Annotated in this window: 18 protein-coding genes; 5 read left to right on the top strand and 13 right to left on the bottom strand. The window is 70.3% G+C overall.

The annotated features are described in order from the left end of the window. Positions 1–96: 96 nt before the first annotated feature. Both ACWCQM_RS26865 and rfbB read left to right on the top strand, forming a co-directional pair. Positions 97–1,164 (top strand): glucose-1-phosphate thymidylyltransferase, encoded by a 1,068-nt coding sequence (locus ACWCQM_RS26865; protein ID WP_450917683.1) that lies wholly within the window; start codon positions 97–99, stop codon positions 1,162–1,164. After that, positions 1,161–2,153 (top strand): dTDP-glucose 4,6-dehydratase, encoded by a 993-nt coding sequence (rfbB, locus tag ACWCQM_RS26860; RefSeq protein ID WP_450917682.1) that lies wholly within the window; start codon positions 1,161–1,163, stop codon positions 2,151–2,153. The genes ACWCQM_RS26865 and rfbB overlap by 4 nt, the downstream gene beginning before the upstream one ends. A gap of 72 nt (positions 2,154–2,225) precedes the next feature. Here rfbB and ACWCQM_RS26855 read toward each other — a convergent pair whose 3' ends face one another. From ACWCQM_RS26855 to ACWCQM_RS26815, 9 genes are all read right to left on the bottom strand, one after another. Further along, positions 2,226–3,194, bottom strand: a complete 969-nt coding sequence (locus tag ACWCQM_RS26855) for an ABC transporter permease (RefSeq protein ID WP_450917681.1) — start codon at positions 3,192–3,194, stop codon at positions 2,226–2,228. Between the two features lie 4 nt (positions 3,195–3,198). Then, positions 3,199–4,230 carry an LLM class flavin-dependent oxidoreductase gene (locus ACWCQM_RS26850; protein ID WP_450917680.1) on the bottom strand — a complete coding sequence of 344 codons (1,032 nt, stop codon included), beginning with the start codon at positions 4,228–4,230 and terminating at the stop codon, positions 3,199–3,201. After that, positions 4,227–5,411 carry a macrolide family glycosyltransferase gene (locus ACWCQM_RS26845; protein WP_450917679.1) on the bottom strand — a complete coding sequence of 395 codons (1,185 nt, stop codon included), beginning with the start codon at positions 5,409–5,411 and terminating at the stop codon, positions 4,227–4,229. Before ACWCQM_RS26845 ends, ACWCQM_RS26850 begins: the two co-directional genes overlap by 4 nt. A 16-nt stretch (positions 5,412–5,427) precedes the next feature. Continuing rightward, on the bottom strand, positions 5,428–5,823 hold the full coding sequence (locus ACWCQM_RS26840) for a PPOX class F420-dependent oxidoreductase (RefSeq protein ID WP_073748828.1): 396 nt from the start codon (positions 5,821–5,823) through the stop codon (positions 5,428–5,430). A 31-nt stretch (positions 5,824–5,854) separates the two neighbouring features. Further along, positions 5,855–7,468 (bottom strand): ABC transporter substrate-binding protein, encoded by a 1,614-nt coding sequence (locus tag ACWCQM_RS26835; RefSeq protein ID WP_450917678.1) that lies wholly within the window; start codon positions 7,466–7,468, stop codon positions 5,855–5,857. A gap of 47 nt (positions 7,469–7,515) precedes the next feature. After that, positions 7,516–9,198: a dipeptide ABC transporter ATP-binding protein gene (locus ACWCQM_RS26830; protein ID WP_450917677.1), complete on the bottom strand. Its 1,683-nt coding sequence runs from the start codon at positions 9,196–9,198 to the stop codon at positions 7,516–7,518. Further along, complete coding sequence (locus ACWCQM_RS26825; protein ID WP_450917676.1) at positions 9,198–10,139, bottom strand: ABC transporter permease; 942 nt, start codon at positions 10,137–10,139, stop codon at positions 9,198–9,200. The genes ACWCQM_RS26830 and ACWCQM_RS26825 overlap by 1 nt, the downstream gene beginning before the upstream one ends. A 201-nt stretch (positions 10,140–10,340) precedes the next feature. Continuing rightward, on the bottom strand, positions 10,341–11,648 hold the full coding sequence (gene rfbH / locus ACWCQM_RS26820; protein ID WP_450917675.1) for a lipopolysaccharide biosynthesis protein RfbH: 1,308 nt from the start codon (positions 11,646–11,648) through the stop codon (positions 10,341–10,343). Beyond that, on the bottom strand, positions 11,648–12,694 hold the full coding sequence (locus ACWCQM_RS26815; protein WP_450917674.1) for a Gfo/Idh/MocA family protein: 1,047 nt from the start codon (positions 12,692–12,694) through the stop codon (positions 11,648–11,650). The genes rfbH and ACWCQM_RS26815 overlap by 1 nt, the downstream gene beginning before the upstream one ends. 228 nt (positions 12,695–12,922) lie before the next feature. Between ACWCQM_RS26815 and ACWCQM_RS26810 the strand changes: the two genes are divergently transcribed. Then, complete coding sequence (locus ACWCQM_RS26810; RefSeq protein ID WP_450917673.1) at positions 12,923–14,374, top strand: NDP-hexose 2,3-dehydratase family protein; 1,452 nt, start codon at positions 12,923–12,925, stop codon at positions 14,372–14,374. Positions 14,375–14,560: 186 nt separating this feature from the next. On the opposite strand, the gene ACWCQM_RS26805 is transcribed toward ACWCQM_RS26810, so the two are convergent. Next, positions 14,561–16,366, bottom strand: a complete 1,806-nt coding sequence (locus ACWCQM_RS26805) for a multicopper oxidase family protein (protein ID WP_450917672.1) — start codon at positions 16,364–16,366, stop codon at positions 14,561–14,563. Between the two features lie 383 nt (positions 16,367–16,749). Between ACWCQM_RS26805 and ACWCQM_RS26800 the strand changes: the two genes are divergently transcribed. Further along, positions 16,750–19,542 carry an AAA family ATPase gene (locus ACWCQM_RS26800; protein WP_450917671.1) on the top strand — a complete coding sequence of 931 codons (2,793 nt, stop codon included), beginning with the start codon at positions 16,750–16,752 and terminating at the stop codon, positions 19,540–19,542. A gap of 5 nt (positions 19,543–19,547) precedes the next feature. After that, entirely contained in the window at positions 19,548–20,876 is a 1,329-nt protein-coding gene (locus tag ACWCQM_RS26795; RefSeq protein ID WP_450917670.1) for a 3-deoxy-7-phosphoheptulonate synthase, read from the top strand. 72 nt (positions 20,877–20,948) lie between these two features. Here ACWCQM_RS26795 and mhpA read toward each other — a convergent pair whose 3' ends face one another. From mhpA to ACWCQM_RS26780, 3 genes are all read right to left on the bottom strand, one after another. Next, entirely contained in the window at positions 20,949–22,553 is a 1,605-nt protein-coding gene (gene mhpA, locus ACWCQM_RS26790; protein ID WP_450917669.1) for a bifunctional 3-(3-hydroxy-phenyl)propionate/3-hydroxycinnamic acid hydroxylase MhpA, read from the bottom strand. Continuing rightward, positions 22,550–23,416, bottom strand: coding sequence for an arylamine N-acetyltransferase family protein (locus ACWCQM_RS26785; protein WP_450917668.1), 867 nt, complete (start codon positions 23,414–23,416; stop codon positions 22,550–22,552). Before ACWCQM_RS26785 ends, mhpA begins: the two co-directional genes overlap by 4 nt. A 5-nt stretch (positions 23,417–23,421) precedes the next feature. Next, positions 23,422–25,425 (bottom strand): acyltransferase domain-containing protein (locus tag ACWCQM_RS26780; protein WP_450917667.1); only part of this gene is annotated, 2,004 nt, incomplete at its 5' end.

Below are 25,425 nucleotides of genomic sequence, written 5' to 3'. Positions count from 1 at the left end.
GGGACTCGTTCGTCTGCTTGCCCGGCGCCATTCTTAGGGGTTCCGGAAAGGATGCTCAGGGGAGGCGCCCGAGTCCTGCCGGTGAAGCATGGGACCATGAAATCATTGGTACTCGCCGGTGGTTCCGGCACCCGACTGCGTCCGATCACCCATACATCGGCGAAACAGCTCGTCCCGGTCGCCAACAAGCCCGTTCTCTTCTACGGACTCGAAGCCATCGCGGAAACGGGAATCACCGAGGTCGGCATCATCGTGGGTGAGACCGCCGACGAGATCGAGCGGGCGGTCGGGGACGGTTCCCGCTTCGGACTGGACGTCACGTACATCAGGCAGGAAGCCCCGCTGGGCCTCGCCCACGCCGTTCTCATCGCGCAGGAATTCCTCGGCGACGACGATTTCCTGATGTATCTGGGCGACAACTTCATCATCGGCGGGATCTCCGATCTCGTGGACCAGTTCCGCGAGGACCGTCCTGACGCCCAGGTGCTCCTCACCCGGGTCCCCGATCCCTCCGCCTTCGGTGTGGCCGAGCTCGACGCGTCGGGGAAGGTGGTGAAGCTGGAGGAGAAGCCCCGGCAGCCCCGGAGCGACCTGGCGCTCGTCGGCGTGTACCTCTTCACTCCGGTCATCCACCGTGCCGTCCGGGCCGTGAAGCCCTCGTGGCGCGGCGAGCTGGAGATCACCGACGCCATCCAGTGGCTGATCGACGAGCGGCTGCACGTCAGGTCCACGACGATCACGGGCTACTGGAAGGACACCGGCAACGTCGCGGACATGCTGGAGGCCAACCGCACCGTGCTGGAGACCCTGGTGCCCGGCAACGACGGCCTGACGGACGAGGCGACACAGATCATCGGGCGGGTGCGGATCGAGGCCGGCGCCGTGGTGCGCGGGTCCCGGATCGTCGGCCCCGCCGTGATCGGCGCGGGTACCGTCGTGGTCGACTCCTACCTCGGCCCCTTCACCTCCGTGTCCGAGAACTGCCATATCGAGGACAGCGAGATCGAGTTCTCGATCATCCTGGCCGATTCCTCGATCAGGGGCGTCCACCGTGTCGAGGCGTCCCTGGTGGGCCGGTCGGTCGAGGTGACTCCGGCCCCGAGAATCCGCGCCGCCCACCGGCTGGTGCTCGGCGACTACAGCAAGGTGCAGATCTCGTCATGACGACCAGAATCCTTGTGACGGGCGGCGCCGGCTTCATCGGCTCCCACCATGTGCGCACCCTCCTCGGCCCCGACGGGCCCCCGGGCGTCGAGGTCACCGTCCTCGACGCGCTCACGTACGCGGGAAACCTCGCCAATCTGGCACCGGTCCGCGCCCACCCGGGCTTCCGCTTCGTCCGGGGGGACATCAGGGACGGCGCACTCGTGGACCCGCTGGTCGCGGAGCACGACGAGGTGGTCCACTTCGCGGCCGAGTCCCATGTGGACCGGTCCATCGAGAGCGCGGGCGAGTTCGTCGCCACGAACGTCCTGGGCACCCAGACGCTCCTGGACGCGGCGCTCCGGGGCGGGCTGAGGACCTTCGTCCACATCTCGACCGACGAGGTGTACGGATCGCTGGCCGAGGGCTCGTGGCCGGAGGACGACCCGCTCCGGCCGAACTCGCCCTACGCGGCGTCCAAGGCCTCCGCCGAGCTCCTCGTGATGGCCTTCCACCGCACGCACGGGCTCGATGTCCGGGTGACCAGGTGCTCCAACAACTACGGCCACCACCACTATCCCGAGAAGCTCATCCCGCTCTTCATCACCAACCTCCTCGACGGGAAGCGGGTGCCGCTCTACGGGGACGGGCTCCATGTCCGGGACTGGCTGCACATCGACGACCACGTACGCGGCATCGAGCTGGTGCGCACCCAGGGCAGACCGGGCGGGATCTACAACATCGGCGGCGGCACGGAGCTCACCAACAAGGACCTGACCGGCCGGCTGCTCGCCGCCTGCGGGGCCGGCTGGGACCAGGTGGAGCATGTGGAGGACCGCAAGGGGCACGACCGGCGCTACTCGGTGGACTGGACGAGGATCCGGGACGAGCTGGGGTACGCACCCGAGGTGGCCTTCGACGAGGCGCTGGCCGAGACCGTCGCCTGGTACCGCGCGAACCGTGGCTGGTGGGAGCCGCTGAAGGCACGGGCGACGGCAGGGAGCCGCTGAGAGCGGAGGATACCGCTGAGGCCCGCCGCGGGCCCCCGCCACAGAAGGAAGGACGGGGGCCGGCCGCGGGCCTCAGCCGGTGGCTCCTGCGACGACCGGCGCCCGGGACCGCCGGCCCTCCCTCGTGATGCGCGGGTCGACCACCGGGTACAGCAGGTCGACCAGGAGGTTCACCACGGCGAAGACGGTGGCCCCGAGCAGCACCAGCGCCTGGACCAGCGGGAGGTCCTGGCCGCTGACGGCCTGGGTGGTGAGCCGGCCGAGCCCGTCGCGGGAGAACACCGTCTCGACGACCACCGATCCGGAGAGCATCCCGCCCACGAGCAGCCCGACCATCGTCAGCGTGGGCAGCACCGCGTTGCGCAGGGCGTGCCCCACATGGACGGCGGACCGGCTGAGGCCCTTCGCCCGCGCCGTGTCGACATAACCGGCCCGCAGCTCCGACTCCAGGCTCTTGCCCAGCAGCTGGGCGACGAGCGCCCCGGCGGGGAGCGCCAGTGTGACGGCGGGCAGGACGATGCTCCCGATCCCCTCGTTGCCGATCGCGGGGAAGACGTGCCACCGGAACGAGAACTGCTGCAGAAGCAGGAGTCCCACCCAGTACGACGGCAGGGAGACGCCGAGCGGCGGCAGGCTCATGAGCGTCTGCCGCAGCCACCTCCACCCGGTCAGCGACGCCCCCACCGCGAGTGCGGTGCCGAGCAGGACGCCGAGCCCCAGACCGGCGGCGGTGATCTGCGCGGTCTGGGGCAGGGCCTGCCCGATGAGGTGGGAGACCTCCTCCCGGCTCTGGATGGACTGGCCGAGGTCGCCCCGCAGGATGGCGCCGAGCCGGGTGACGTACTGCTCGGCGACGGGACGGTCGAACCCGAGGTCGGCGCGCATCGCGTCGAGCTGTTCCGGGGTGAGGCTGGAGTTGGGGCCGGCCATGACCGCCACCGGATCGCTGGGCAGGGCGAACAGCACCGCGAAGGAGATGGTGTACGCGGCCCAGATCACGAAGACCGCCTGTCCGGCCCGTGCCAGCAGATAGCGCGCCATCGGTTCAGCTGCTCCCGTCCAGTGGGCGGCTCGGGAGCTCGCGGCGGAGCACCGGGGCGATCTTGTCGAAGAAGAGCTCCAGGGTGGCGTCGTAGTCGGCGCGGTCGAGCACCTCGCCGTCGACGTGCACATGGAGGAGCTCGTGGCCGAACTGCTGGTGCTGGCCGAGGATCTTCTCGATGATCTGCTGGGGGCTGCCGACGAGGACCGAGCTGTGCTCGATCCACTCCTCCACCGTGTCGTACGTGATGGACCCGCCGTCGAAGGCACGGTTGACGGCGAGGCGCGCCTCGAAGACCGGCCGGTACTTCGCGACGGCCTCCTGCGAGGTGCGGGCGCCGAAGTATCCGGCGGTGCCGGCGCCGACCAGGGCCCGGCGGGGGTCGTGCCCGTGTGCCTCGAAGCGTTCCCTGTAGTGGTGGATCAGCTTGGCGTAACGCTCGATCGGGCCGCTGCCGTTGGACGAGAAGAGCGGGTCCCCGTGGAGTGCGGCGAAGTCGGCCGAGCCGGTGCTGCTGCCGCTGCCGTGCCAGATGCGGATGTTCTTCTGGTACGGGCGCGGGAGCGGTTCGGCGTGGTCGAGGGAGCGGCCGAGCCGGCCCTTCCAGGTGACGTCGTCCTCGTTCCACAGGCGCCTGAAGAGCTCGTAGTTCTCCTGGAGCAGGTCCCACTGGTTCTCGCGGGTGACGCCGAAGAGCTTGCTGGAGCGCGGGTAGGCGCCCTTGGCGACGATGAGGTCGAGGCGTCCGCCGGAGAGGTTGTCGAGCGTGGAGTAGTCCTCGAACGCCCTCAGCGGGTCCAGCATGCCCAGGGTCGTCACCGCGGTGAAGAGCCGGATGGTGGAGGTCTTCGCGGCGATGTGGCTGAGGAGGACGGGCGGTGCGGACGACACGGCGGGCCGGTCGTGGCGTTCCCCGATCCCGTAGGCGTCGAACCCCCATTCCTCGGCGAGCAGGGCGTAGTCGACGAGCTCCTTCAGCTGGAGCGCGTCGGGCTTGTTCTGGTCGGGCAGGTGGGGAAGGAGAAGGAATTTCATGGGTTTTCCCGCTTGAGGTAGTTCTCGATCTCGTCGGCCGCCCGCGCGGGTCCGCCCGACTCGTGTGTGTGCTTGCGCAGTTCCTCCACGCGCCGGGCCACGTCCTCGTCGCGCGAGACGGCGAGCACGGCCTCGCGCAGGTCGGTGGCCTTGAGGTTCTCGGGCCCGACGACGGTGCCGATGCCCAGCTGTGTGACCCGTTCGGCGTAGGGCAGCACGTCGACGCCCTGGGGCACGACCACGACCGGGGTGCCGGTGTGGAGGGCCTCGGAGAGGCTTCCCGTGCCGCCGTGGGTGACGAAGGCCGCAGCGTGTTCGAGCACCTTCACATGGCGCACCCAGCGGTGGACCTCGACGTTGGGCGGCAGCGGGGCGAGCTGCTCGGGGTCCAGTCCGTTGCCCACGGAGATCACCGCGTGCAGGGGCTGGTCCCGGAACGCCTCGACCGCCGTACGGAAGAAGCCGAGGTGCTGGTTGTTGACGGTGCCGAGCGAGACGAGCACGGTCGGCAGTCCGTCGGCCGGGGGCTGCCAGTCGTCGAGGAAGCCCCGGTCGCCCAGGCTGGGGCCGATGAACACGAAGCGCTCGTCGAAGGTCTCGTGCGCGGGCTGGAACTCCTTCGGCACGAAGACGACGGTGAGCTCGTCCGGCTCCCGCTTCGTCCAGAGGAACTCGCCGATCCGGTCGGCGATGCCGTACTCGGCGAGGAGGTCGGTGATCTCCTCCACCGGGTCGGTCAGGGCGAAGTCGGGGGCGAGGGCGAAGATCCTGCCGAAGTACGAGTAGTGCTCGTTGGAGACGACGCTCGGTGCCAGGTGCACCGCGGGCAGCCCCCACACGGCGCGCAGCACGCGCCCCGCCTGGAAGGCCGCCTCGTCGTAGGCGATGAAATCGGGCCGCTCGTCTCCGTAGTGCGCCTCGACGGCCTTCAGGATGGCGACGTTCTCGCGGAAGAAGGCCTCGGTCGGGGTGATGGAGCTGTCGCCGGCGAGGCTCTCCAGAGGCTTCACCGATTCGTAGGCCAGCACCTCCGCGCCGGCGGCGCGCACCTTGTCGGCGAACTCCTCGATCGTCACATAGGTGATGTGGTGTCCGCGCCGGGCCAGTTCGGCGACGAGGGCGAGCTTCGGGAAGAGGTGGCCGTTGGACGGGATGTCGATGATCAGCGCTCGGGTGGTCATGGTGTCCTCCTTGGCTTCAGGTCCGGGGAAAGGCGATGACCTTCTCGGGTACGACACGGACGACGAGGCGCGCCTTGTCGTCCGGCGGCGCGTGGGTCTCGCCCAGGTAGGCGCGGGCCAGGTCGTCGGACAGCTCCTGCACGCCGTCGTCGGAGAGGTGCGCCACACCCCGTACCTCGGCGGACTCGTACGGGTTGGACGCGTCGAAGACCGAGACGCTGATACGGGGGTCGCGCCGAAGGTTGCGGGCCCTGAGGCCGGCCGCGGGGGCCACGAACAGCAGTGCGTCGCCGTCCCGCTTGACCCACACCACCGAGGACTGCGGGCTTCCGTCCGCGTTCACCGTGGAGATGACCGGGAAGTTGCGGCCGTCGAACAGTGCACGGGTCCGTGCGTCGAGTGTCACCGGCATGGCGGTGTCGTCTCCTTCTCGGGACAGGGGTTCAGGACAGCCAGACGGCGGTCAGCTGGTTCAGGCCGGCGCCCGCGCCGAGCGTCAGCCCGTGCACCTGCTTGCCGGTGGCCACCACCGTGGTCTGTTCGAACACCGGGAGGTACACGACCTGTTCGACGATGCGCCGCTGAGCGTCGGCGAGGACCTTGTTGCGGGCGGCGGGGTCACCCAGCGCGACCTGCTCCTGGAGCAGCGGCTCCAGCGTGCTGTCGTCGATCCGGTAGTAGTTCGGCGGGGCGCCCGAGAACGAGGTGCGCAGGACGTCGCCGTCCGCCTGGGTGCCGTTGGTCCAGAAGAAGTCGTACTTCTCCTTCTTGAGCCCGTCCAGGATCTGGAGGCCCGTCTGCTGGAGCAGTTGCAGGTCGACACCGGTCTTGGCCAGCTGTGCCTTGATCAGCTCCAGGGTCTTCTGGCTGGCGGTGTAACCGGGGAACCATCCGACGACGAGGGAGAGCTTCTTGCCGTTCTTCGTGCGCACCCCGTCACCGCTGCGCGTCCAGCCGGCGGCGTCGAGCAGTTCGCCCGCTGCCTTGGGGTCGTGCTTCACCACGGAGCCGAGGTCGGTGTAGCCGGGGGTGGTGGACGCGAGGACGCTGGTGGCCGGCAGGAAGTCGGGGGTCAGCACGGCGTCACGCACCTCGGTGCGGTCGACCGAGAGGGCGATGGCCTGACGGACCCGCACGTCGTCGAGCGGCTTGCGTGCCGAGATGGGCACGAGCCCCCAGACCAGGCCGGGGTTGGGCCGGGTGACGAGGTTGAGCCCGTTGTCGCGTACGGACTCGATGTCGCCCGGGGGCACGTCGCTGACCGCCTGGACCTGCCCGGACTCCAGGCTGCCGGTCCGGACGCTCGCCTCGGGGACCACCTTGAAGACGACCTTGTCGAGGTAGGCGCCGCCCTTGTGCTTCAGGCCCGAGGGGGACCAGTCGTACCCCTTGCGCTTGGACAGGGTCACCTGCGCGGGTGCGAAGGCGTCCAGCACGAAGGGCCCCGAGCCGATCACCTTGTCGACGCGCTTGTCCCAGGGGAGCGCGAGGGTGGCCGGTGCGACGATGGACAGCCCGGTCTGGGAAGCGGCGACCAGGAAGGGCGCGTTGGGGGTGTTGAAGGTCACCGTCACGGTCGAGGGATCCACGGCCTCCGCGCCCTTGAAGGCGGCGAGTACGGGGGCGATCGACGGGTTCACCTTCGCCTTGTTGCTGACCAGGTCGTCGAAGTTGGCCTTGACGACCTCGGCGGTCAGTGGGGTGCCGTCGGAGAAGGTGACGCCCTCGCGCAGGTGGAACGTGAAGGCGGTCGCGTCCTTGCTGACGTCCCACGACTCGGCGAGCCACGGCACGATCTTCCCGGTCTCCGGGTCCTGGCCCACCAGCGAGTCGAAGAGCTGACGGTTGACGTACACGGCACCGGTGTCGGTGAACGCGCGGGGGTTGGCGCTCTGCGGGGCCTGCGAAAGGGCGAGCGTGAGCGTCCCGCCCTTCCTGGGCGTGCCGTTCGCGGCGTCACCCTGCTCCTCGTCCGCCCCGCCGCAGGCGGTGAGCAGCACGGCGAGGCTCGTGGTCACCACGAGTGCGGAGCGCAGTCTTCGTACGTGGAAGCGCATGACGGGGTTGTCTCCTCGTTGATCTGGGAAGGTTCTGGGGGCCTTGCTCAGGGGCGTACGGCGGACGGCTGTCCGGCGTGCCCGAGCTGCCTGCGGCCGGGGATGGCGGCCAGCAGCGCTTCGGTGTACGGGTGGCCCGGACAAGCGAAGAGCTGCTCGGTGGGGCCGTCCTCGACGAGACGGCCCGCGCGCATGACGCCGACCCGGTGGGCGATCTGCCGCACCACGGCGAGGTCGTGGGAGATGAAGAGATAGCTCAGTCCGAGGCGGGCCTGGAGGTCCGCGAGCAGTTCCAGGATCTGGGCCTGCACGGACACGTCCAGGGCGGACACCGGCTCGTCGCAGACCACGAGGCCCGGGTCGAGGGAGAGCGCCCGGGCGATGGCGACGCGCTGCCGCTGCCCCCCGGACAGCTCCGCCGGCCGCCGGTCGAGCACCGAGGCGGGCAGTGCCACGAGGTCGATGAGCTCCGCGGCCCTGCGCCGGCGCTCGCGCCCTGTGCCCAGTCCGTACGACGCGGGCGGATCGGAGACGATCTGCCGGATGCTCAGCCTCGGGTTCAGGGAGGCGTACGGGTTCTGGTGGACGATCTGTATCCTCCGGCGCAGCGCGCGCAGTTCGCGTCCGCGGTGGGCCGTGACGTCCTCGCCGTCCACGTGCACCCGGCCCTGGGTCGGGGAGGTGAGCCGCATCAGCATGCGGGCCACGGTCGACTTGCCGGAGCCGGACTCGCCGACGAGGGCGTAGGTCTCGCCGGGTTCGATGGTCAGGCTGACGTCGTCGACGGCGCGCAGGACGGCGCGGTCCCCGGCGGACCGGGGCAGCCGGTACTCCTTCACCAGGCCTTCGGCGCTCACCCGCACCGCGCCCGGTGCACCGGCGGCGGGCGGAGCGGAGGGCGCCGGGCGGTGGGGGCCGCGGCCCGGGACGGCTTCGACCAGGGCCCTGGTGTAGGGGTGGCGGGGCGCGGTGACGACCTGCCCGGGCTCTCCGTCCTCGACGATCTCGCCCTGCGACATGACGATGACCCGGTCGCTCCGCTCGGCCGCCACCCCGAGGTCGTGCGTGATGAGCAGCATGCTCGTGCCCGCCGCGCTGGTCAGCGACTGGATGTGGTCGAGGATGCGGCGCTGCACGACGACGTCGAGGGCGCTGGTGGGCTCGTCGGCGACGATCAGCCTGGGCCGTGCGGCGATGGCGATGGCGATCAGGACGCGCTGGCGCAGACCGCCGGAGAGCTCGTGCGGATACTGCCCGGCCCGCCACTGGGGGTCGGGTATCCCGGCGTCGGCGAGGAGGTCCAGCACGGCGGCGGGCGCTCCCCGCCGGTCCGTGACACCGTGCGTGACGAGCGCCTCGGCGACCTGCCGGCCGATCCGGTGCACGGGGTTCAGCGCGGTGCCCGGGTCCTGCGGGATCAGGGCGATCTCGCTGCCGCGCAGGGTGCGCAGCCGCCGTTCGCCGAGCCGGGTCAGTTCCTGGCCGTCGAAGCGGATGCTGCCGCCGCCGATCTCGGCCGCGGGCGGGAGCAGACCGAGCACGGCGTGGGCCGTGGTGGACTTCCCCGATCCCGACTCGCCCACGACGGCGAGGGTCTCGCCCGGCGCGACGGTGAAGCTGACGGACCTGACGGCGTCGACGAGGCTGCGGCGCGAGCGGTAGCGGACCACCAGGTCACGGACGTCCAGCAGTGGTGCGGTCTTCTGGTGCGGCACTTCGGCGGTGCTCATCAGGCCGCCCTCCGCTCGCTGTCGAGTGCACGTGCCAGCCGGTTGGTGGCGACGACGGTGGCGGCCACGGCCAGGCCGGGGAAGGTGGTGAGCCACCAGGCGACGCGGAGCGAGTCGCGGCCTTCGGAGACCAGCGCGCCCCATTCGGGGGTCGGCGGCTGGACTCCGTATCCGAGGAAGCTGAGCGCGGACACCGCGAGGATCGCGGTGCCGAACTCCAGGGCGGCGAGCGCCCAGACCGGTCCCAGGGTGTTGGGCAGCACGTGGCGGAGCAGGACCCGTGGCCAGCGGGCACCGCCCGCGGCCGCCGCCTCGACGTACAGGCTCTCGCGGACCTTGAGCACCTCGGCCCGCATGATGCGGGCGCAGACGGCGATGCTGGTGAGGCCGACCGCGATGGCGGCGTTACGGGTGCCGGGGCCCAGCGCGACGATCAGCACCAGGGAGAGCAGCAGTCCGGGGATCGACAGCAGCATGTCGACGAGCCGCATGATCACGGTGTCGGTGACGCCCCTGAGGAAGCCGGCCAGCAGTCCGAGCACCGCGCCCGCAGTGAGGCCGATGACGGTGGCGATCAGGGCCGACAGCAGCGACACGCCCGCTCCGTGCACCAGACGCGCGAACAGGTCCCGGCCGAGCTGGTCGGTGCCGAGCGGGTGCTCGGCGGAGGGGCCGAGCAGCCGGTCGGGGGTGTCCACCGCGAGCGGGTCGCGCGAGGTGAACAGTTCGGGTGCCAGTGCCGCCGTGACCGCCGCGAGCAGCCAGAGCACCGCGACCGCGAGGCCCGGCCGGAGCACGGGCACGGGCCTCGCCGCCGGCCACCGGAGGCGGCGCCGGGGCCCGGCCGCCTCGGGACGCTCCGCCTGCCCGGTGTCCGGGGCGGGAGCGGTGCCCTCCGGCCCGGTCACCGTGCTCGGCGGGGAATCGGGTAGCAGTCTCACGGCCTCTCCAGATGTGCGGACTTACGCAATTCGCTGTCGTTCGCAATACGCCCGGCAGCTCGGAATGGCCGCGCTCGGTGAATCGCAGAGAACTCTTGTCGGGACGACCCTGTACGAGAATGTGGGGGCCGACCCCCCTACATCACCCCCTGTCCCCACCCTGACCTCGTGAGGAAAGGTGTCGGACGTGTTTCAGGAGTGTCATCCCCGTCCCGCGGTGAACTCCCGTATCGAGGTGGCGACGTAATCGATCATTTCGGCCGTCAGCCCCGGATAGATGCCGATCCAGAACGTGCGCTCGGTGATGATGTCGCTGTTCCGCAGATCGCCGACGACCCTGAATTCGACGTCCTGATAGGCGGGTTGTCTGGCGAGGTTCCCGGAGAAGAGCATGCGGGTGCCGATCTTCCGGGATTCGAGGTAGGAGATGATCTCGCCCCGGTCGAAGGGCGCGTCCTCCTCGACCGTCAGCACGAAGCCGAACCAGCTGGGGTCGCTGCCGGGCGTCGCCTCGGGCAGCCGGAGTCCGCGGACGCCGTCGAGTCCCTCCTTGAGCCGCTTCCAGTTGCGCCGGCGGGCGGCGCCGAACTCGGGCAGTTTGGCCAGCTGCGTCAGGCCGAGCGCCGCCTGGAGGTCGGTGGTCTTGAGGTTGTAACCGACGCGGGAGAACGTGTACTTGTGGTCGTATCCGGCGGGCAGCCTGCCGAGCTGGTGGCCGAAGCGCTTGTGGCAGGTGTCGCTGGCGGCGGGCGGGCACCAGCAGTCGCGTCCCCAGTCCCGCAGGGACTCGATCACCTTGGCGAGGGCCACCCGGTCGGTCACCACACAGCCGCCCTCCCCCATCGTGAGATGGTGCGCCGGGTAGAAGCTCGAAGTGGCCACGTCACCGAAGCCGCCCGTGGGCCTGCCCCCGTAGAAGGAGCCGACCGCGTCGCAGTTGTCCTCGATGAAGAACAGGCCGTGGTCGTCGGCGATCTGCCGGATCTCGGCGGCGGGGAACGGGTTGCCGAGCGCGTGGGCGATCATGATCGCTCTGGTGCGGGGGCCGACGGCCTCGGCGACCCGCTCGGCGGTGGTGTTGTAGGTCGCCAGCGACACGTCGACCATGACCGGGATCATGCCGTTCTGCACGATCGGGTTGACGGTGGTCGGGAATCCGGCGGCGACGGTGATGACCTCGTCGCCGGCCCGCAGCCGCCGCTTGCCGAGCTCCTTCTGGGTGAGCGCGGTCAGCGCCAGGAGGTTGGCCGAGGAACCGGAGTTGGTCAGATGTGCCTTGCGTCTGCCGAGCAGCGCCGCGAACTCCCGCTCGAACTGCTGCGCGGCCGGCCCCGCCGCGATCCGCATGTGCAGGGCGGCTTCCACCAGCGCCACCCGGTCGTCCTCGTCGAACACCGCGCCGGACGGGAGGATCGGCGTCTCGCCGGGCACGAACCTCTTCTCGGCCTCCTGTTCGCGGTGGAGCTTCCTGACCAGTTCCAGTATCGGGTCGATCCCGCTGTCTCCCATCAGGACCCCACCGGCTCACGTACGGGCGAGGGGTTCAGGAGCGCCCGCTCCCGGACCCGGTCGACGAGGCCGGCCTGTGAGAGGACGGACTCTCCCTCCAGACCGGACGGCGCACCGTGGCGCACCCGTGCGACGAACGCCTCGGTGACGCGTTCGAACTGGTCCTCGGCGGGCAAAGTGATCTCCTCGACATGGTCCTGCCGTTCGATCCGGATGACGGCGCCATGGGTGGGTGGTGGTGTGTAGGCCCATGAGGCGGAGATCCGCCCGGCGCTCCCCCACAGCACGTAGGCGGACCGGTAGCCGTGTTCCATGCCCCAGGTCAGATGGCCGGAGACGCCCGAGGGGTTCACCACCAGCGCGGACCCTCCCAGGTCGACGCCCAGAGTGTGGTCCACGTGGAGCGACGCCCCGAGCACCTCCAGCTCGTCGCCCAGATACAGGAGCGCGGTGCGCACCGGGTAGACGCCGATGTCCGTGAGGGCTCCGCCGCCCACGTCCGGCCGGTAGCGGATGTCGTCCCCGCCCTTGGCCGGGAAGCCGAACTCCGCTGTGAGGGTGCGCAGTTCCCCGATGACGCCGTCGGCCACGAGTGCCCTGATCCGGGCGTGCTGGGAGTGGCACAGGAACATGAAGCTCTCCAGGAGGACGAGCCCCCGGGACTCGGCGAGTGCCACGAGTGCCGCGGCCTCCTCGCGGGTCGCGGCCAGGGGCTTCTCCGAGAGCACGTGCTTTCCCGCGAGCAGCGCCCGCTCGATCCATTCGGCGTGCAGCAGCGCGGGCAGCGGGACGTACACGGCGTCGACGTCGTCGCGGGCCAGCAGTTCGTCGTAGCCGGTCACGGGGGCGCCGCCGAAGCGCTCGGTGAAGAGGCGGGCCTTGTCCCCGCTCCTGCTGGCGATCGCGGTGACGTCCACGTCCGGATTCCGCACGAGCGCGGGCAGCATGCGCCGCCAGGCTATTCCGGCGCATCCGATCACACCGATTCTCAGTGGCCTCGGATTCTCGCGGGGATTCGAAAGGCTCCCCTCCGAAGAATGCGGCATTGCCTGACCTCCATCGGGCCGACCGGCCTCAGCACCGGGGCATAATTCGATTCGCTGAATTCGGCTCGACGGTAGGCATCACACCCTCCACCGTCAACCCCCTGCCCCTCGCCGGAGAACCCGCCCGCACCCCCCTACTCGCCCCCTGAGTATGCGCGCCCCATGGCCGGAGAAATTCTTTGCCGCCATAGTGGTCCCCACTATCGCGCGATACAGGGAGGCTGCTCGATGTCCGGAATCGTGTCAACTCTGGCGGCGGAACAGAGAACTGCCGAACGCATCGCGGAATCCGCAGTCCGCATCGACGGTGTATTCCCTTTCACGGAGATACGGGACTGGTTCGCGGAACGCCGACTCACGGACGTGGCACGGGTGGAGCGGATCGCGCTGGACGATCTGGTCCGGTGGCGCACCGATGACGCCACGGGGAACATCGTCCACGAGAGCGGCAGGTTCTTCAGTCTGGAAGGGCTCGCGGCCGAGGTGCCCGGCGGGGAGGTGCCGGCCTGGACCCAGCCCGTCATCCATCAGCCGGAGATCGGCATCCTGGGAATTCTCGCGAAGGAGTTCGACGGCGTACTGCATTTCCTCATGCAGGCCAAGAACGAGCCCGGAAACGTCCATGGCGTGGAACTGTCCCCCACGGTCCAGGCCACCCGGAGCAACTACACACGGGTCCACCGGGGGAATTTCGTACCGTACGTCGAATACTTTCAGCAGCAGGACCCGAAGAAGGTTCTCGCCGATGTCCTCCAGTCCGAGCAGGGCGCCTGGTTCTTCCAGAAACGTAATCGCAACATCATTGTCGAGACCGACGAAGAGGTGGAACTCCGCGACGGCTTCCGATGGCTGACCCTGGGGCAGATACACCGCCTGCTCGCGGGCGACGCGGTGATCAATATGGACTCGCGGACCGTTCTGTCGTGCCTGCCGTTCTCAGGTGTCGGACTCGCCGACAATTTCTCCTTTCCGGGCCAGGAATTCCGTCGGTCCGTCATCCGCTCCAGCAGCGCCGACCGCTCCGGGCTGCACGGGGTGGGCGAGATCCTGAGCTGGATCACCGAGACCCGGACCCGCCACGAGGTGTCCGCCCGCCGGATTCCGCTGCGGGAGGTGACGGGCTGGACCCGGCGCCCGGACGCCGTGGTCCACGACTCCGGGCTGTTCTTCAAGGTCATCGGCATCGAGGTCGAGACGGAGGGCCGGGAGGTCACGGGCTGGACCCAGCCGGTGGTGGAGCCGGTCGGCACCGGCATCAACGCGTTCCTCGTCAAGCGGGTGGACGGTGTCCTGCACGCCCTGGTCAACGCCCGGGTCCAGCCGGGCTTCCTCGACGTCATCGAGCTGGCACCGACGGTGCAGTGCACCCCGGACAACTACACATGGCTGCCGCCGGGGGCGCGACCGCGCTTCCTGGACGACGTGCTGGACGCCCGCCCCGACCGCATCCGTTTCGAGAGCCTGCTGTCGGAGGAGGGCGGGCGCTTCTTCCACGCCCGCAACCGCTATCTCGTCATCGAGACCGACGCGGACCACGCACCCGACCCCGGCCCGGACTTCCGGTGGCTGACGCTGCACCAGCTAGTCGGGCTCCTGCGGCACAGCCATTACGTCAACGTGGAGGCACGCAGCCTGATCGCCTGCCTGCACAGCCTGACCGGCACTCCCGCCACCGTCTGAACCGGCCGGCGGACCGGCGGCTGTCCGGCCGCGCGGGAGCGGCGCTCCACGCCCGGATGCCTGATGGGCGCTGCCTGTCCGGCCGCACGCGGGCAGCGTCACGGCCGGACGGCTCGTCCCTCCTGAGCGGTCGATCCTGATGGGTCGATCCTGAGCGGTCGATCCCAGGGGGTCGCTCCCGGCCGGTCAGTGGTGGTGCGCGGTGTGGGGCATGCGGTCGAGCACCTCGCGCGGCGCCACGACGAAGGGCCGCATCATGCCCTCGTCCTCGTGCTCCAGGATGTGGCAGTGGTACACGAAGCGGCCCGTGGCACGGGTGAACTGACCAGCCACGCTGATGAGTTCGTGCTCCTCGACGCGGATGGTGTCCTTCCACCCCTGTTCCTCCTCGCCGAGCACCCCCGCCCTGTCGTAGTCCGCGCTCCAGGTGACCACGTCCGACCCGGACTCCGCGGCGCTGGTGACCGTGTAGACGTGCCGGTTCAGCGCCTGGAATCCGAGCAGATGGACGTGCATGGGGTGACCCGGTCCGGCCAGGTGGAGGAAGTTCCACACCTCCCAGCCGCTGCTCTCCACGAAGAATCCGACCTTGTCGTCGAACGCCGTGGCGGCCTTGCGGAACCTGTGGACCGCTCCCTGGGCGTCCGTGACCTCGACGATCCGGTCGCCGTCGGCGGGTTCGTACCCCGCCGCGACCTCCTCCAGTTCCCACATCTCCGGGTGCCCGAGCGCCGTGCCGTCGGCGGTGGAGAGCGCGATCCACCGGGCGGTGTGGTCGGCGGGCAGGCCGGCGCGGGTCAGCCGGGTGAACGAGGGGGAGGTGGTGGCGGGCAGCGTGAAGGGGTTGTCGACCGTCGTGGCACCGACCCGGAACTGCATGACCTCCGGGCCGAGCGGGGACGGGCCGTTGGCATTGGTGTTGAGCAGCCGGAGGCGTTTGCCGCGGAACTGCGAGAAGTCGATGAGCACATCGGCGCGTTCCGCCGTGCCGAGCGTCAGGGCGTCGAGTGTGACCGGTTCGGGCAGCAGCCCCTGGTCGCTGCCGATCTGCACCAGTGCCCCGGTGACGGCGGTCGTCGTGCCGTCGGCGTTCTCCGTGTGGAGCTCCAGGGTGTACGGACGGGTGTTGGCGGCGTTGAGCACCCGGAACCGGTACCAGCGCGGCGTCACCTCCAGATACGGCCATATCACCCCGTTGACGAGGTTGTACGGGCCGATGAACGGAAGGTTGAGCCGCGCGGGGGCCGAGGCGGTGCCGGTGTCCAGAAACCCGATCTTGTGCAGCAGCCGGCCGTTGGGTACGCCGTCTGCGTCGGTGTCCAGATTCCGGTCGTTGATGACCAGTGGTATCTCGTACGCCCCGGAGGGGAGGTTGAGTGCCGTCTCCTCCGAGTCCCGGACCAGCAGTGTCCCGGCGAGGCCCGCGTACACGTTGAACGCGGTGATGTTCATGGCGTGGTCGTGATACCAGAGGCCCGCCGAGCTCTGGATGTTCGGGTACTCGGACAGCTGCGCGTCGCCGGGCGACACGCCGTTCTCCGTCCAGCCGTCGTTGTTGCCTCCGGTGACCCCGCCGTGCAGATGGACGACCGTCCACGACGGCAGTGCGGCGACCGAGGCGTCCGGCTGCGCGCTGCCGCGGCCGGGGCCGAGGATGGAGTCGAGGCCGGTGAAGGGCACCTGGACCCCGGTCACGGGGAAGTCGCCGGTGATCTCGTTGAGCCACGCCACACGCTGCCGCTTCTCGCTGCGCACCTCGATGGTGGGCCCCGGGACGGAGCCCTCGTACGCCCACACCGGGGTCGGCGGGAGCTGCGAGTGCAGAAGAACGGTGGTGGCCTTCTGGCGGATGGTCAGCAGACTGCCGACCGCGGGTGTGAGCACGGGCGGGATACGGAGCGAGTCGGCGAACTTGGTCAGATCGGTCGAGGTGGCACGCGGGACCCCGGTCGCGACGGGACCTCCGCTGCCGGGTCTTCTCTCTCCCGGCACGCTCGATGCCGATGGTCCCCGGCTGCTCAGCAGCGCGGCACCACCTCCTACTCCCGCGACGGTGGCTGCTGCGGACCCCACGATGAACTGGCGGCGACTGGGCATACGAGGCTCCTCGGTCGGCGTCGCCGGGTGTCGGCGACGGAGCCGATCGTCAGCACGGTGCAGGCGAATCTCAAGGGAAGAAGTGGGTCTTAGGGGTATTCGGGCGAGTTGACCCAGGGATCGGATCCAGCCATCCCTGAGGCACCCCCCTCACCGTCACCCGGGACCCCAGTAGGCAGGGCGTGGGTGACCGGTTCCCGGGCAGTTGGCGGCTCCCGCCCATGATGGGAACGGTTGGTCACGAACATGACGTCCTGGGGGATCGAGTGGCTTCGCTGGTGGAACGAGACGCACATATACGTCGCCTGGACCATCTGCTCACCAACTGTTTCGCCCACCGGGGGCATGCCGTACTGCTGGAGGGGCCGGTCGCCGGAGGCAAGACGGAACTGCTGCGGACCTTCGCGGCGAAAGCGACGGAGGCCGGGGCCCGCTTCCTCGGAGCCAGCTGCTCCGCCGCGGAGCGCGCGCTGCCGTTCGGGGTCGTGAACCAGCTGTTCCGGGGCACCGTCTGGCCCGCGGAGCAGAGCGGGCGGATCGACGCGCTGCTGGACTCCCTCCGGTCGGGCGACTTCGGCGACGGATCCGCCACCGGCCTCCCGGCCCCGGAACTGGTGCGGGCCTGCCATGAACTCGCGGCCGTCGTCCTCGGCCTCGCCGCCGAGGCCCCGCTCCTGATCGGGGTGGATGATCTGCGCGACGCCGACGTGCCGTCGCTGGAGTTCCTGCTCCATCTGGTCCGGCGCATCGGGCAGGCGCGCATCCTGCTCGTACTCACCGATCAGACGACGCCCTGGCCGCTGAACCGCAGGTTCCGCGGCGAGCTGTCCCGGCCGCCGTACGCCGAGCGGCTGTGCGTGGACCCGCTCTCCCCGTCCGGAGCGGCCCGGCTCCTCGCCGACGCGCTCGGCGAGGAGACAGCGCGGGAGGTGGGTGAGGCGTTCCTCGGCGCCTCGGGCGGCAGTCCGCTGCTGCTCCACGCCCTGGTCGACGACCACCGCCGCCACGGCGAGGCTCCCCTCGCGCAGGGGTACGGACTGGCCCTGGTGAGCGCGCTCCAGCGCGCCGATCCGGGCCTGCTCCAGGCGGCCCGGGCGCTGGCGGTGCTCGGCCCGGACGCCACGCCCGCCGAGATCGGCCGGCTCATGGCCGGTGAGGCGGCCGACGCGGACCGCGCGGGGGTGGCGCTGCGCGCCCTCACCGCCGCCGGGTTCCTCGACGGCAGCCGTCTGCGGCACCCCGTCGCCGTCACCTCCGTACTCGACGATCTGCCGCCGCAGGAGCGGGCCGATCTCCACCGGCGGGCAGCACACCTGCTCTACGACCGGGGGGCGGGGGCGCTGGAGGTGGCCCGCCATCTCATCGAGGCCGGTCACACACAGGTCCCGTGGGCCGAGACGGTCCTGTCCGAGGCCGCCGAACACGCGCTCCTGGACGATCGTCCGGATCTCGCCGTCGAGTGCCTGAAGCCCGCGCACCAGGCCGCCGCCGACGAGCGTTCCCGCTCCGCGCTCAGGGCACGGCTGGCGCAGGCCGAGTGGCAGCTCAGCCCGTCGTCCGCCGCCCGGCACCTGTCACCGCTGACCGCGGCGGTCGGCGCGGGCCACCTCAGCCTGTCGGACGGGCTCGTACTCATCCGCCAACTGCTGTGGCACGGACGCGGGGAGGAGGCCGCCGACGTACTCGGCCGGCTGCGGGCACGGGCGAGCGCGGCCCGGCCGGTGAATCTCGCCGAGGCCGGGGCGCTGCGCGACATCGAGGTGTGGCTCGCCTGGACGCACCCCACGCTGGCGCGCGGGCGACGGACCCCGGTGCTCCCGGCCGACCTGCGCTACGGCGTGGTGACTCCGGGCACCGACCCTCAGCTCCAGGCCGCGGCCTCGCTGTCGGACGCGCTGTCCCGCGGCCGGGCGCGGGAGGCGGCCGACCACGCCGAGCAGGTGCTGCGCGATCTGCCGCTCCACCGCAGGAGCCCCTGGGCCGAGGAAGCCGCCATGATCGCCGTACGGGTGCTGATCCAGGTGGACCGGCTGAGCGCGGCGGCCTCCTGGTGCGACCGGCTCCTGGAGACGACCGATGCCCGCAACGCGACCACGGCCCGGGCGGTGCTGTCGGCGGCTCGCGCCGATGTGGCCGTGCACCAGGGGGATCTCGCCGCTGCCCGGCGGCACGCCAGGAGCGCCCTGGAGCTGCTGACGCCCCGGTCCTGGGGGGTCGCCGTCGGGCTGCCGCTGAGCACGCTGATCCTGGCGGCGACCCGGACGGGCGAGCACGAGGAGGCGGCGAGGCAGCTCACCCACTCCGTCGGCGACACGATGTTCCAGAGCCGGTTCGGGCTGCAGTACCTGTACGCGCGCGGCCACCACTTCCTCGCCACCAACCACAGCCATGCCGCACTCGCCGACTTCCTGTCCTGCGGTGAACTCCTGCGCGACTGGGGGCTGGACGCGGCCGGTCTGCTGCCGTGGCGCACCAACGCCGCCGAGGCGTGGCTGCGCCTGGACAACAAGGACCAGGCCAGGCGGCTCATCCACGAGCAGTTGGCCCGCCCGGGCGCGGGCACGTCCCGCACCCGCGGTCCCGCGCTGCGCCTGCTCGCGGTCGCCGGACCGCCCGGCCGCCGGCTGCCGCTGCTCACCGAGGCCATCGATCTGGCCGAGGCGTCCGGCGACCGCTTCGAGCAGGTCAGGGTACTGGCCGAGCTGAGCCGGGCCCATCGCGCCAACAACGACAAGCGGCGCGCGCGGCTGCTGCTGCGGCAGGCGCTGCATGTCGCCAACATGTGCGAGATGAAGCCGCTCGCCCAGGAACTGCTCTCGGTCTCCGCCGACCTGGGCGGCGCCGAGTCCATGGCGGACGGCCTGGAGGGCATCGCGTCGCTCACGGACTCCGAGCGGCGGGTCGCCTCGTTGGCCGTGCTCGGCTACACCAACCGCGAGATCGGGGTGAAGCTGTACATCACCGCGAGCACCGTCGAACAGCACCTCACCCGGGTCTACCGGAAACTCAAGATCCGGCGCCGCAAGGACCTCCCGGCCGATCTCTGGGCCAACCTCCGGAAGACGGGATGAGACCCATGACGATGTCGCTCGGCGAACGCGACGCGAACGGTTCGCTCACCGAAGCCCTGGCCCGCCCCGCGGCCCAGCAGCCCGAATGGCCGGACCCCGAGGCAGCGCGTGAGACGGCACGGACGCTGAGCCGGCTGCCTCCCACGGTGCTGCCGTCGGAGGTCGATCTCCTCTCCGCCCGGCTGGAGAAGGTCGCGCGGGGAGAGGCGTTCCTCGTCCAGGGGGGCGACTGCGCCGAGACCTTCGACGGGAACACCGACGAGCATGTGCTCGGCAACCTCCGCACGCTGATGTGTGTGGCCGGGATCCTCTCCGCATCCACCGGACTTCCGATGGTGTCCGTGGGACGGATCGCGGGCCAGTTCGCCAAGCCCCGGTCCAGTCCCTTCGGCTCCGACGGTCTGCCCTCGTACCGTGGGGACATCATCAACTCCCCTGTGCCCACCGCCCTTTCCCGTACGCCCGACCCTCGGCGGATGCTGGACGCCCATGCCGTCGCGGCGGAGGCGATGGAGATCGTCAGGGCCGAGGCCAAGCAGTCCGGTTCGGAGATCTTCACGAGCCACGAGGCACTGCTGCTGGACTACGAGAGGGCACTGACCCGGGTCGGCCCCTCGACCGCCGGGGTACCGTTCCCGGGCGGAGGCGGCGTGCCCGGCGGGGTGGCTTTCCCGGGTGGAGGTGCGGCCGGCGGGGTGCCGTTCTCGAACGGAGGTCTCAACGGAGGTCTCTACGGCCTGTCCGGGCATTTCCTGTGGATCGGTGAGCGGACGCGCGACCCGGACGGGGCGCACATCGCCTTCGCCGAGCACATAGCCAACCCGATCGGCCTGAAGATCGGCCCCTCGGCCACCCCCGAGCAGGTCACGGCGTACGTCGAACGGCTCGACCCCGACCGGCGGCCCGGCCGGCTCACGCTGATCAGCAGGATGGGCTCCAAGCACGTCCGCGACGCCCTTCCTCCGATCGTCGAGAAGGTGACTGCGTCGGGACACCAGGTCATCTGGCAGTGCGACCCGATGCACGGCAACACCCACCAGTCCCCCACCGGCTACAAGACGCGTCACTTCCATCGCATCCTGGACGAGGTGTACGGCTTCTTCCAGGTGCACCGGGCCCTCGGGACGCACCCCGGCGGACTGCACCTGGAGCTGACCGGTGACGACGTCACCGAGTGCCTGGGCGGCGCGCAGGAGATCCGCGACGAACAGCTGGCGCTGCGCTACGAGACGGCCTGCGACCCCAGGCTCAACGCCCGCCAGTCCCTGGAACTCGCCGGGCACGTCTCGCGGCTGCTGAGCGGGACCGCGGGCGCGCCGCCGTTCGGCCGATGAGGAGGTCCTTCGGCCGGTGGAGGCACTCCACCGGCCGAAGGAGGCGGTCCGTCAGCAGACGGAGGCGGACGGTCAGCCGATGAGGGCCCCGGCGCGGAGCCGGGAGCGGAGGTCGTCGACGAGCGCCACGAGCCCTCGCGCGTCCCTGGCCGCGCCGAACACGTAGAAGTCGGGACGCACCAGGAGGGCGACGGCGTCCCCGCCCGCCTCGGCCAGGTAGGGCAGGTAGACGGCGTCCACGTCGGTCACGACGCCGGACTCCGTCACCTGTCCTGCCGGGGCATCTCCGGCTGGGCCCAGGTGAACCGTGCGGGTGCCGATGCCGTGGAGGAACTCCAGTCGTTCGGCGTCCAGCAGATCGCCCGGCTCCACCGTGGTGATCAGGGCGAAGCCTCGGCCGACGACATCGTCGAAGAGCCCGGTGGACCCAGCTCGCCGTACCTGCCCCTGGGGCACGAGTTCCCCGGCCGGTGCGGTGGGCGGCCCGCCGGCGGGAGCGTGCACGACCCCGGTGGTCAGCGCCTGGACGGCGGACCTCGGCTGAGCCGCTCCGATGCCCCGCTCCCTGACCGCGATCATCACCGTGTCCCGGTCGCGGGCGGCCACCGGATCGGTCTCGCAGATGACCCGGCCCAGGTCCATCGACATCTTGAGCGCGTGCCGGACGTGCTCCCTCCGCTCCGACGTGTAGGTGTCCAGCAGGGCGTCGCCCGCGGTACCGCGCAGTACGAGGTCGAGCTTCCAGGCCAGATTGGCCGCGTCCCGGAACCCCGAGCACATCCCCTGCCCGGCGAACGGCGGCATGAGGTGGGCGGCGTCCCCGGCCAGCAGCACCCTGCCGACCCGCCAGTCGTCGACGTACCGCGCCTGGAAGGTGTACACCGCGTGCCGTTCCAAGGTGGCGTTGCCAGGGGCGATCCCGAACAGCCCGAGCAGCCGCCAGGCGTTCTCCGTCGTGCCGAACTCCGCCGACGGCTCGCCCGGAAGCCTCATGAACTCCCAGCGCCGGTGTCCCGGGCCCGCCGACACCGCGGTCCGGGGGCGGGCGGGGTCGCAGATCTGAAGGTTGTTGGGCACGAAGTCACGGGGCTCATCGAGCTTGACGTCGCAGGTCAGCCAGTCGTTGAAGAAGCCGAAGTCGGTCGCGGTGACCCCGACGGCATCCCGTACGAAGCTGTTGGCGCCGTCGCAGCCCACCACCCAGCCGGCGGAGACGAGTCGCTCGCCCTGAGGGCTCTCGACGGTCAGCTCCACCCGGTCGCCCCGGTCCTCCAGCCCCGTCACCCTGTGCCCGCGCAGCACACGCAGATTCGGCAGGGCCTCGCCGCGGGCGGCCAGCGCGGCTTCGAGGCCGGGCTGGTACATCGAGGTCGAGTCGGGCCAGCCCGACCTGCCCGATGCGGCGACGTCGACGTGGAAGAGCGTCTGCCCCTCGGCGTTCGTCCAGACGTAGTCCCTCGACGGTTCGGCGAGCTCACTCATCGAGTCGCCGATCCCGGCGGCGGCGAGGATCCGGGCGGATTCCCCGTCGAAGGAGACGGCACGGGGCATCGGATAGGGCGCGGGCCAGCGCTCGAGGACGGTGACGTTCCATCCGCGCGAGGCCAGGAGCAGCGCGGTGACCTGGCCCACAGGTCCGTAACCGACGACGGCGACATCGGTCGTGACGACGCTCATCGCTCGGTCTCCCGCGTGGCCGCCGTGCTCCCGGTGCTCCCGGTGCCCCCGGCGCCTGCGGTGCTTGAGGTGCTTGACGTGGCTGAGGTGGCTGAGGTGCGCAGGATGTCCGCCAGGACGGCCGCGTGATCGTCCGCGCCGATCACGCCCCGCACCGTGTCATGGCCGCCGTCGACGGTCAGCAGGCGCTTCCCGATCAGAATCCGCTGCCCGGTGTCGAAGGCGCGGCCCCGGACGACCGTCCCCGCGCCCATGAGCTGCCGGGCGAAGGCGTCGAGATCCTCGGAAGGCGCCAGCCACTCCGACAGCTCGCGCGGCCGGGGCTTGAAGCGGTACACCGCCTGCCAGCCGCCGGCCTGCCCCTTGCGCTGCACCACGTGGTAGCCGTCGCGGATGACGATCCTGAACTGGTTGCCGTACTGATGGGTGATCTGATGGGGCACCACGGGCAGCGGCTCCAGATACGACGGACCGACGAACCCCACGTCGACGAGCCAGAGGCGACCGTCGAGTTTCGCATAGTTGAAGACGTGCTCCAGGTCAGGACCGAACGAGTCGTCGACCTGCCGGATGCCCGCCGCGAGCACCCCGGCCTCGAAGCCGAGGCGCTGGAGCAGCACCCGGAAGAGTCCGTTCAGCTCGTAGCACACACCGCCGCGGCCACCGATGACGATCTCGTCGAAGACCGCATCGACGTCGATGTCCACCTCCGCCCACAGGGAGGTTCCCCGAGCGGTGTTGAGGGAGCTGTCGTAGGGAAAGGCGACCAGATGCCGCTTGTGGAGCTCCCTCAGCGTCTCCACCGTCGGCTCGACAGGACCGTCGTAGTCCAGCGCCTCAAGATAGGTCGCGATCGTCAACACCGCGCTCAGCCCTTCTCGTTCAGGAGTACGTGCAGATGACCGGCGAGCTCACCGGGGGTGGGGTGGTCGAAGATCAGCATCGCCGGGAGCTCCAGTCCCGTGACCGCCGAGATCCGGTTGCGGAACTGGACCGCCGTCAGCGAGATGAATCCGACCTCGAAGAAGACGCTCCCCGCCTCGACGGCATCCGGCGTCTCGTGCCCCAGCACGGCTGCGGCCTCGGACCGTACGACGTCCAGGATCAGCTGCCGCTGCTCCTCCTCGGGGAGTTCGGCCAGCTTGTGGGCCAGAGCCGCTCCGGGAACCTCCTCTGCTGCGGGCACCTCTGTTCCGACATCTCCGGACACGATCTGTGGCCCCTTTCGGCCGGACTTCAGCCAGTAGTGCTGGTGTTGGAAGGCGTACGTGGGCAACTGGACCCGTGTGCCGTCGTGTTCGCCCAGCGCAGGTGCCCAGTCGACGTGTATGCCGCGTACGTGGAGTTCGGCTGCGGACTTCAGGAATCGGTCGAGGTCACCGTCGTCGCGGCGCAGGGTGCCGGTGACCACGGAGGGGGCTTCACTGTGCTCGTCCAGGATCTCCTGGACGCTGTGCGCGAGTACCGGATGCGAGCTGACCTCGACGAACGCCCGGAAACCCTCAGCAACCAGCGCTTCCACGGCTCCGGCGAAGCCGACCGTGCTGCGCAGGTTCCGGAACCAGTAACCAGCATCCAGCTCCGGACCATCCAGCCACCGACCCTCGACCGAGGAGAAGAACGGCACCTTCGCCTTGCCTGGCCGCAGGCCGTCCAGAACCCTCGACAACTCAGCCTGGATCAGCTCGACATGAGAGGTGTGCGAGGCGTAGTCCACCGGAATGCGACGCACCCGCACACCCCGGGACTCCAGCTCCCCGAACAACCGCTCCAGCGCATCCACATCACCTGCGACCACCACCGACGACGGGCCATTGACCGCAGCCAACTCCACGCCCTCAAGGAGGCGTTCGCGCACCACGGATGCGGGCAGGCCGACCGAGACCATGCCTCCACGCCCCGCAAGACCGTCCGCGATCGCACGACTACGCAGGACCACGACCCGCGCCGCGTCTTCCAGCGACAGCGCACCCGCGACATGAGCCGCCGCGATCTCCCCCTGCGAATGCCCCAGCACCGCATCCGGACGTACACCAAAGGACTCCCACACCCGGGCCAGGGACACCATCACCGCGAACGAAACGGGCTGCACCACATCCACCCGGCCCAACGACACCGCGCCCTCGACACCCCGCACCACATCCAGGGCCGACCAACCACTCACCGACTCCAACACACCACTGACCAGCGAAAACGCATCCGCAAACACCGGGGACGACTCCAGCAGCGCCGCACCCATCCCCACCCACTGCGAACCCTGACCAGGGAACACGAACACCGTCCGGCCATCTACATCCGCACGACCCGACACCACCGAACCGGCGACTTCACCATGCGCCAGCGCAGCCAAGCCGGCCAGGTCACCGGACAGAACCACCGCACGGTGGGCGAAGGTGCCCCGTGTCGTCGCCAGCGCGTGCCCGACAGCGGCGGAACTCACGTCCTGGCTCTCCCCCGCCAACGATTGCAGACGCGCCGCCTGCCCCTTCAGCGCTTCCTCGGAGGCCGCGGAGAGCACCCACGGCACGACGGCCGACGAGGCAGGCCGCCCCTCTTCCAGCGGTGAACCCTCCACCGGCGGCGCCTGCTCCACAATGACGTGGGCGTTCGTGCCACTGACACCGAATGCGGACACCCCTGCCCGCCGGGGGCGGTCCACCTCGGGCCAGGGCTGGGCCTCGGTCAGCAGTTTCACCGAGCCCGCGTCCCAGTCGATCTTCGAGGACGGCTCATCCACATGCAACGTCCGAGGAAGCACACCCTCCCGGATCGCATGGACCATCTTGATGATCCCCGCAGCACCAGCAGCAGCCTGCGTATGCCCGATGTTCGACTTCAACGACCCCAACCACAACGGACGACCAGGCAACCG

This window comes from Streptomyces sp. NPDC002125 (assembly GCF_053593715.1).
The sequence above is the reverse complement of the archived record's forward strand: the minus strand, read 5'-3'. Positions and strand labels throughout refer to the sequence as shown.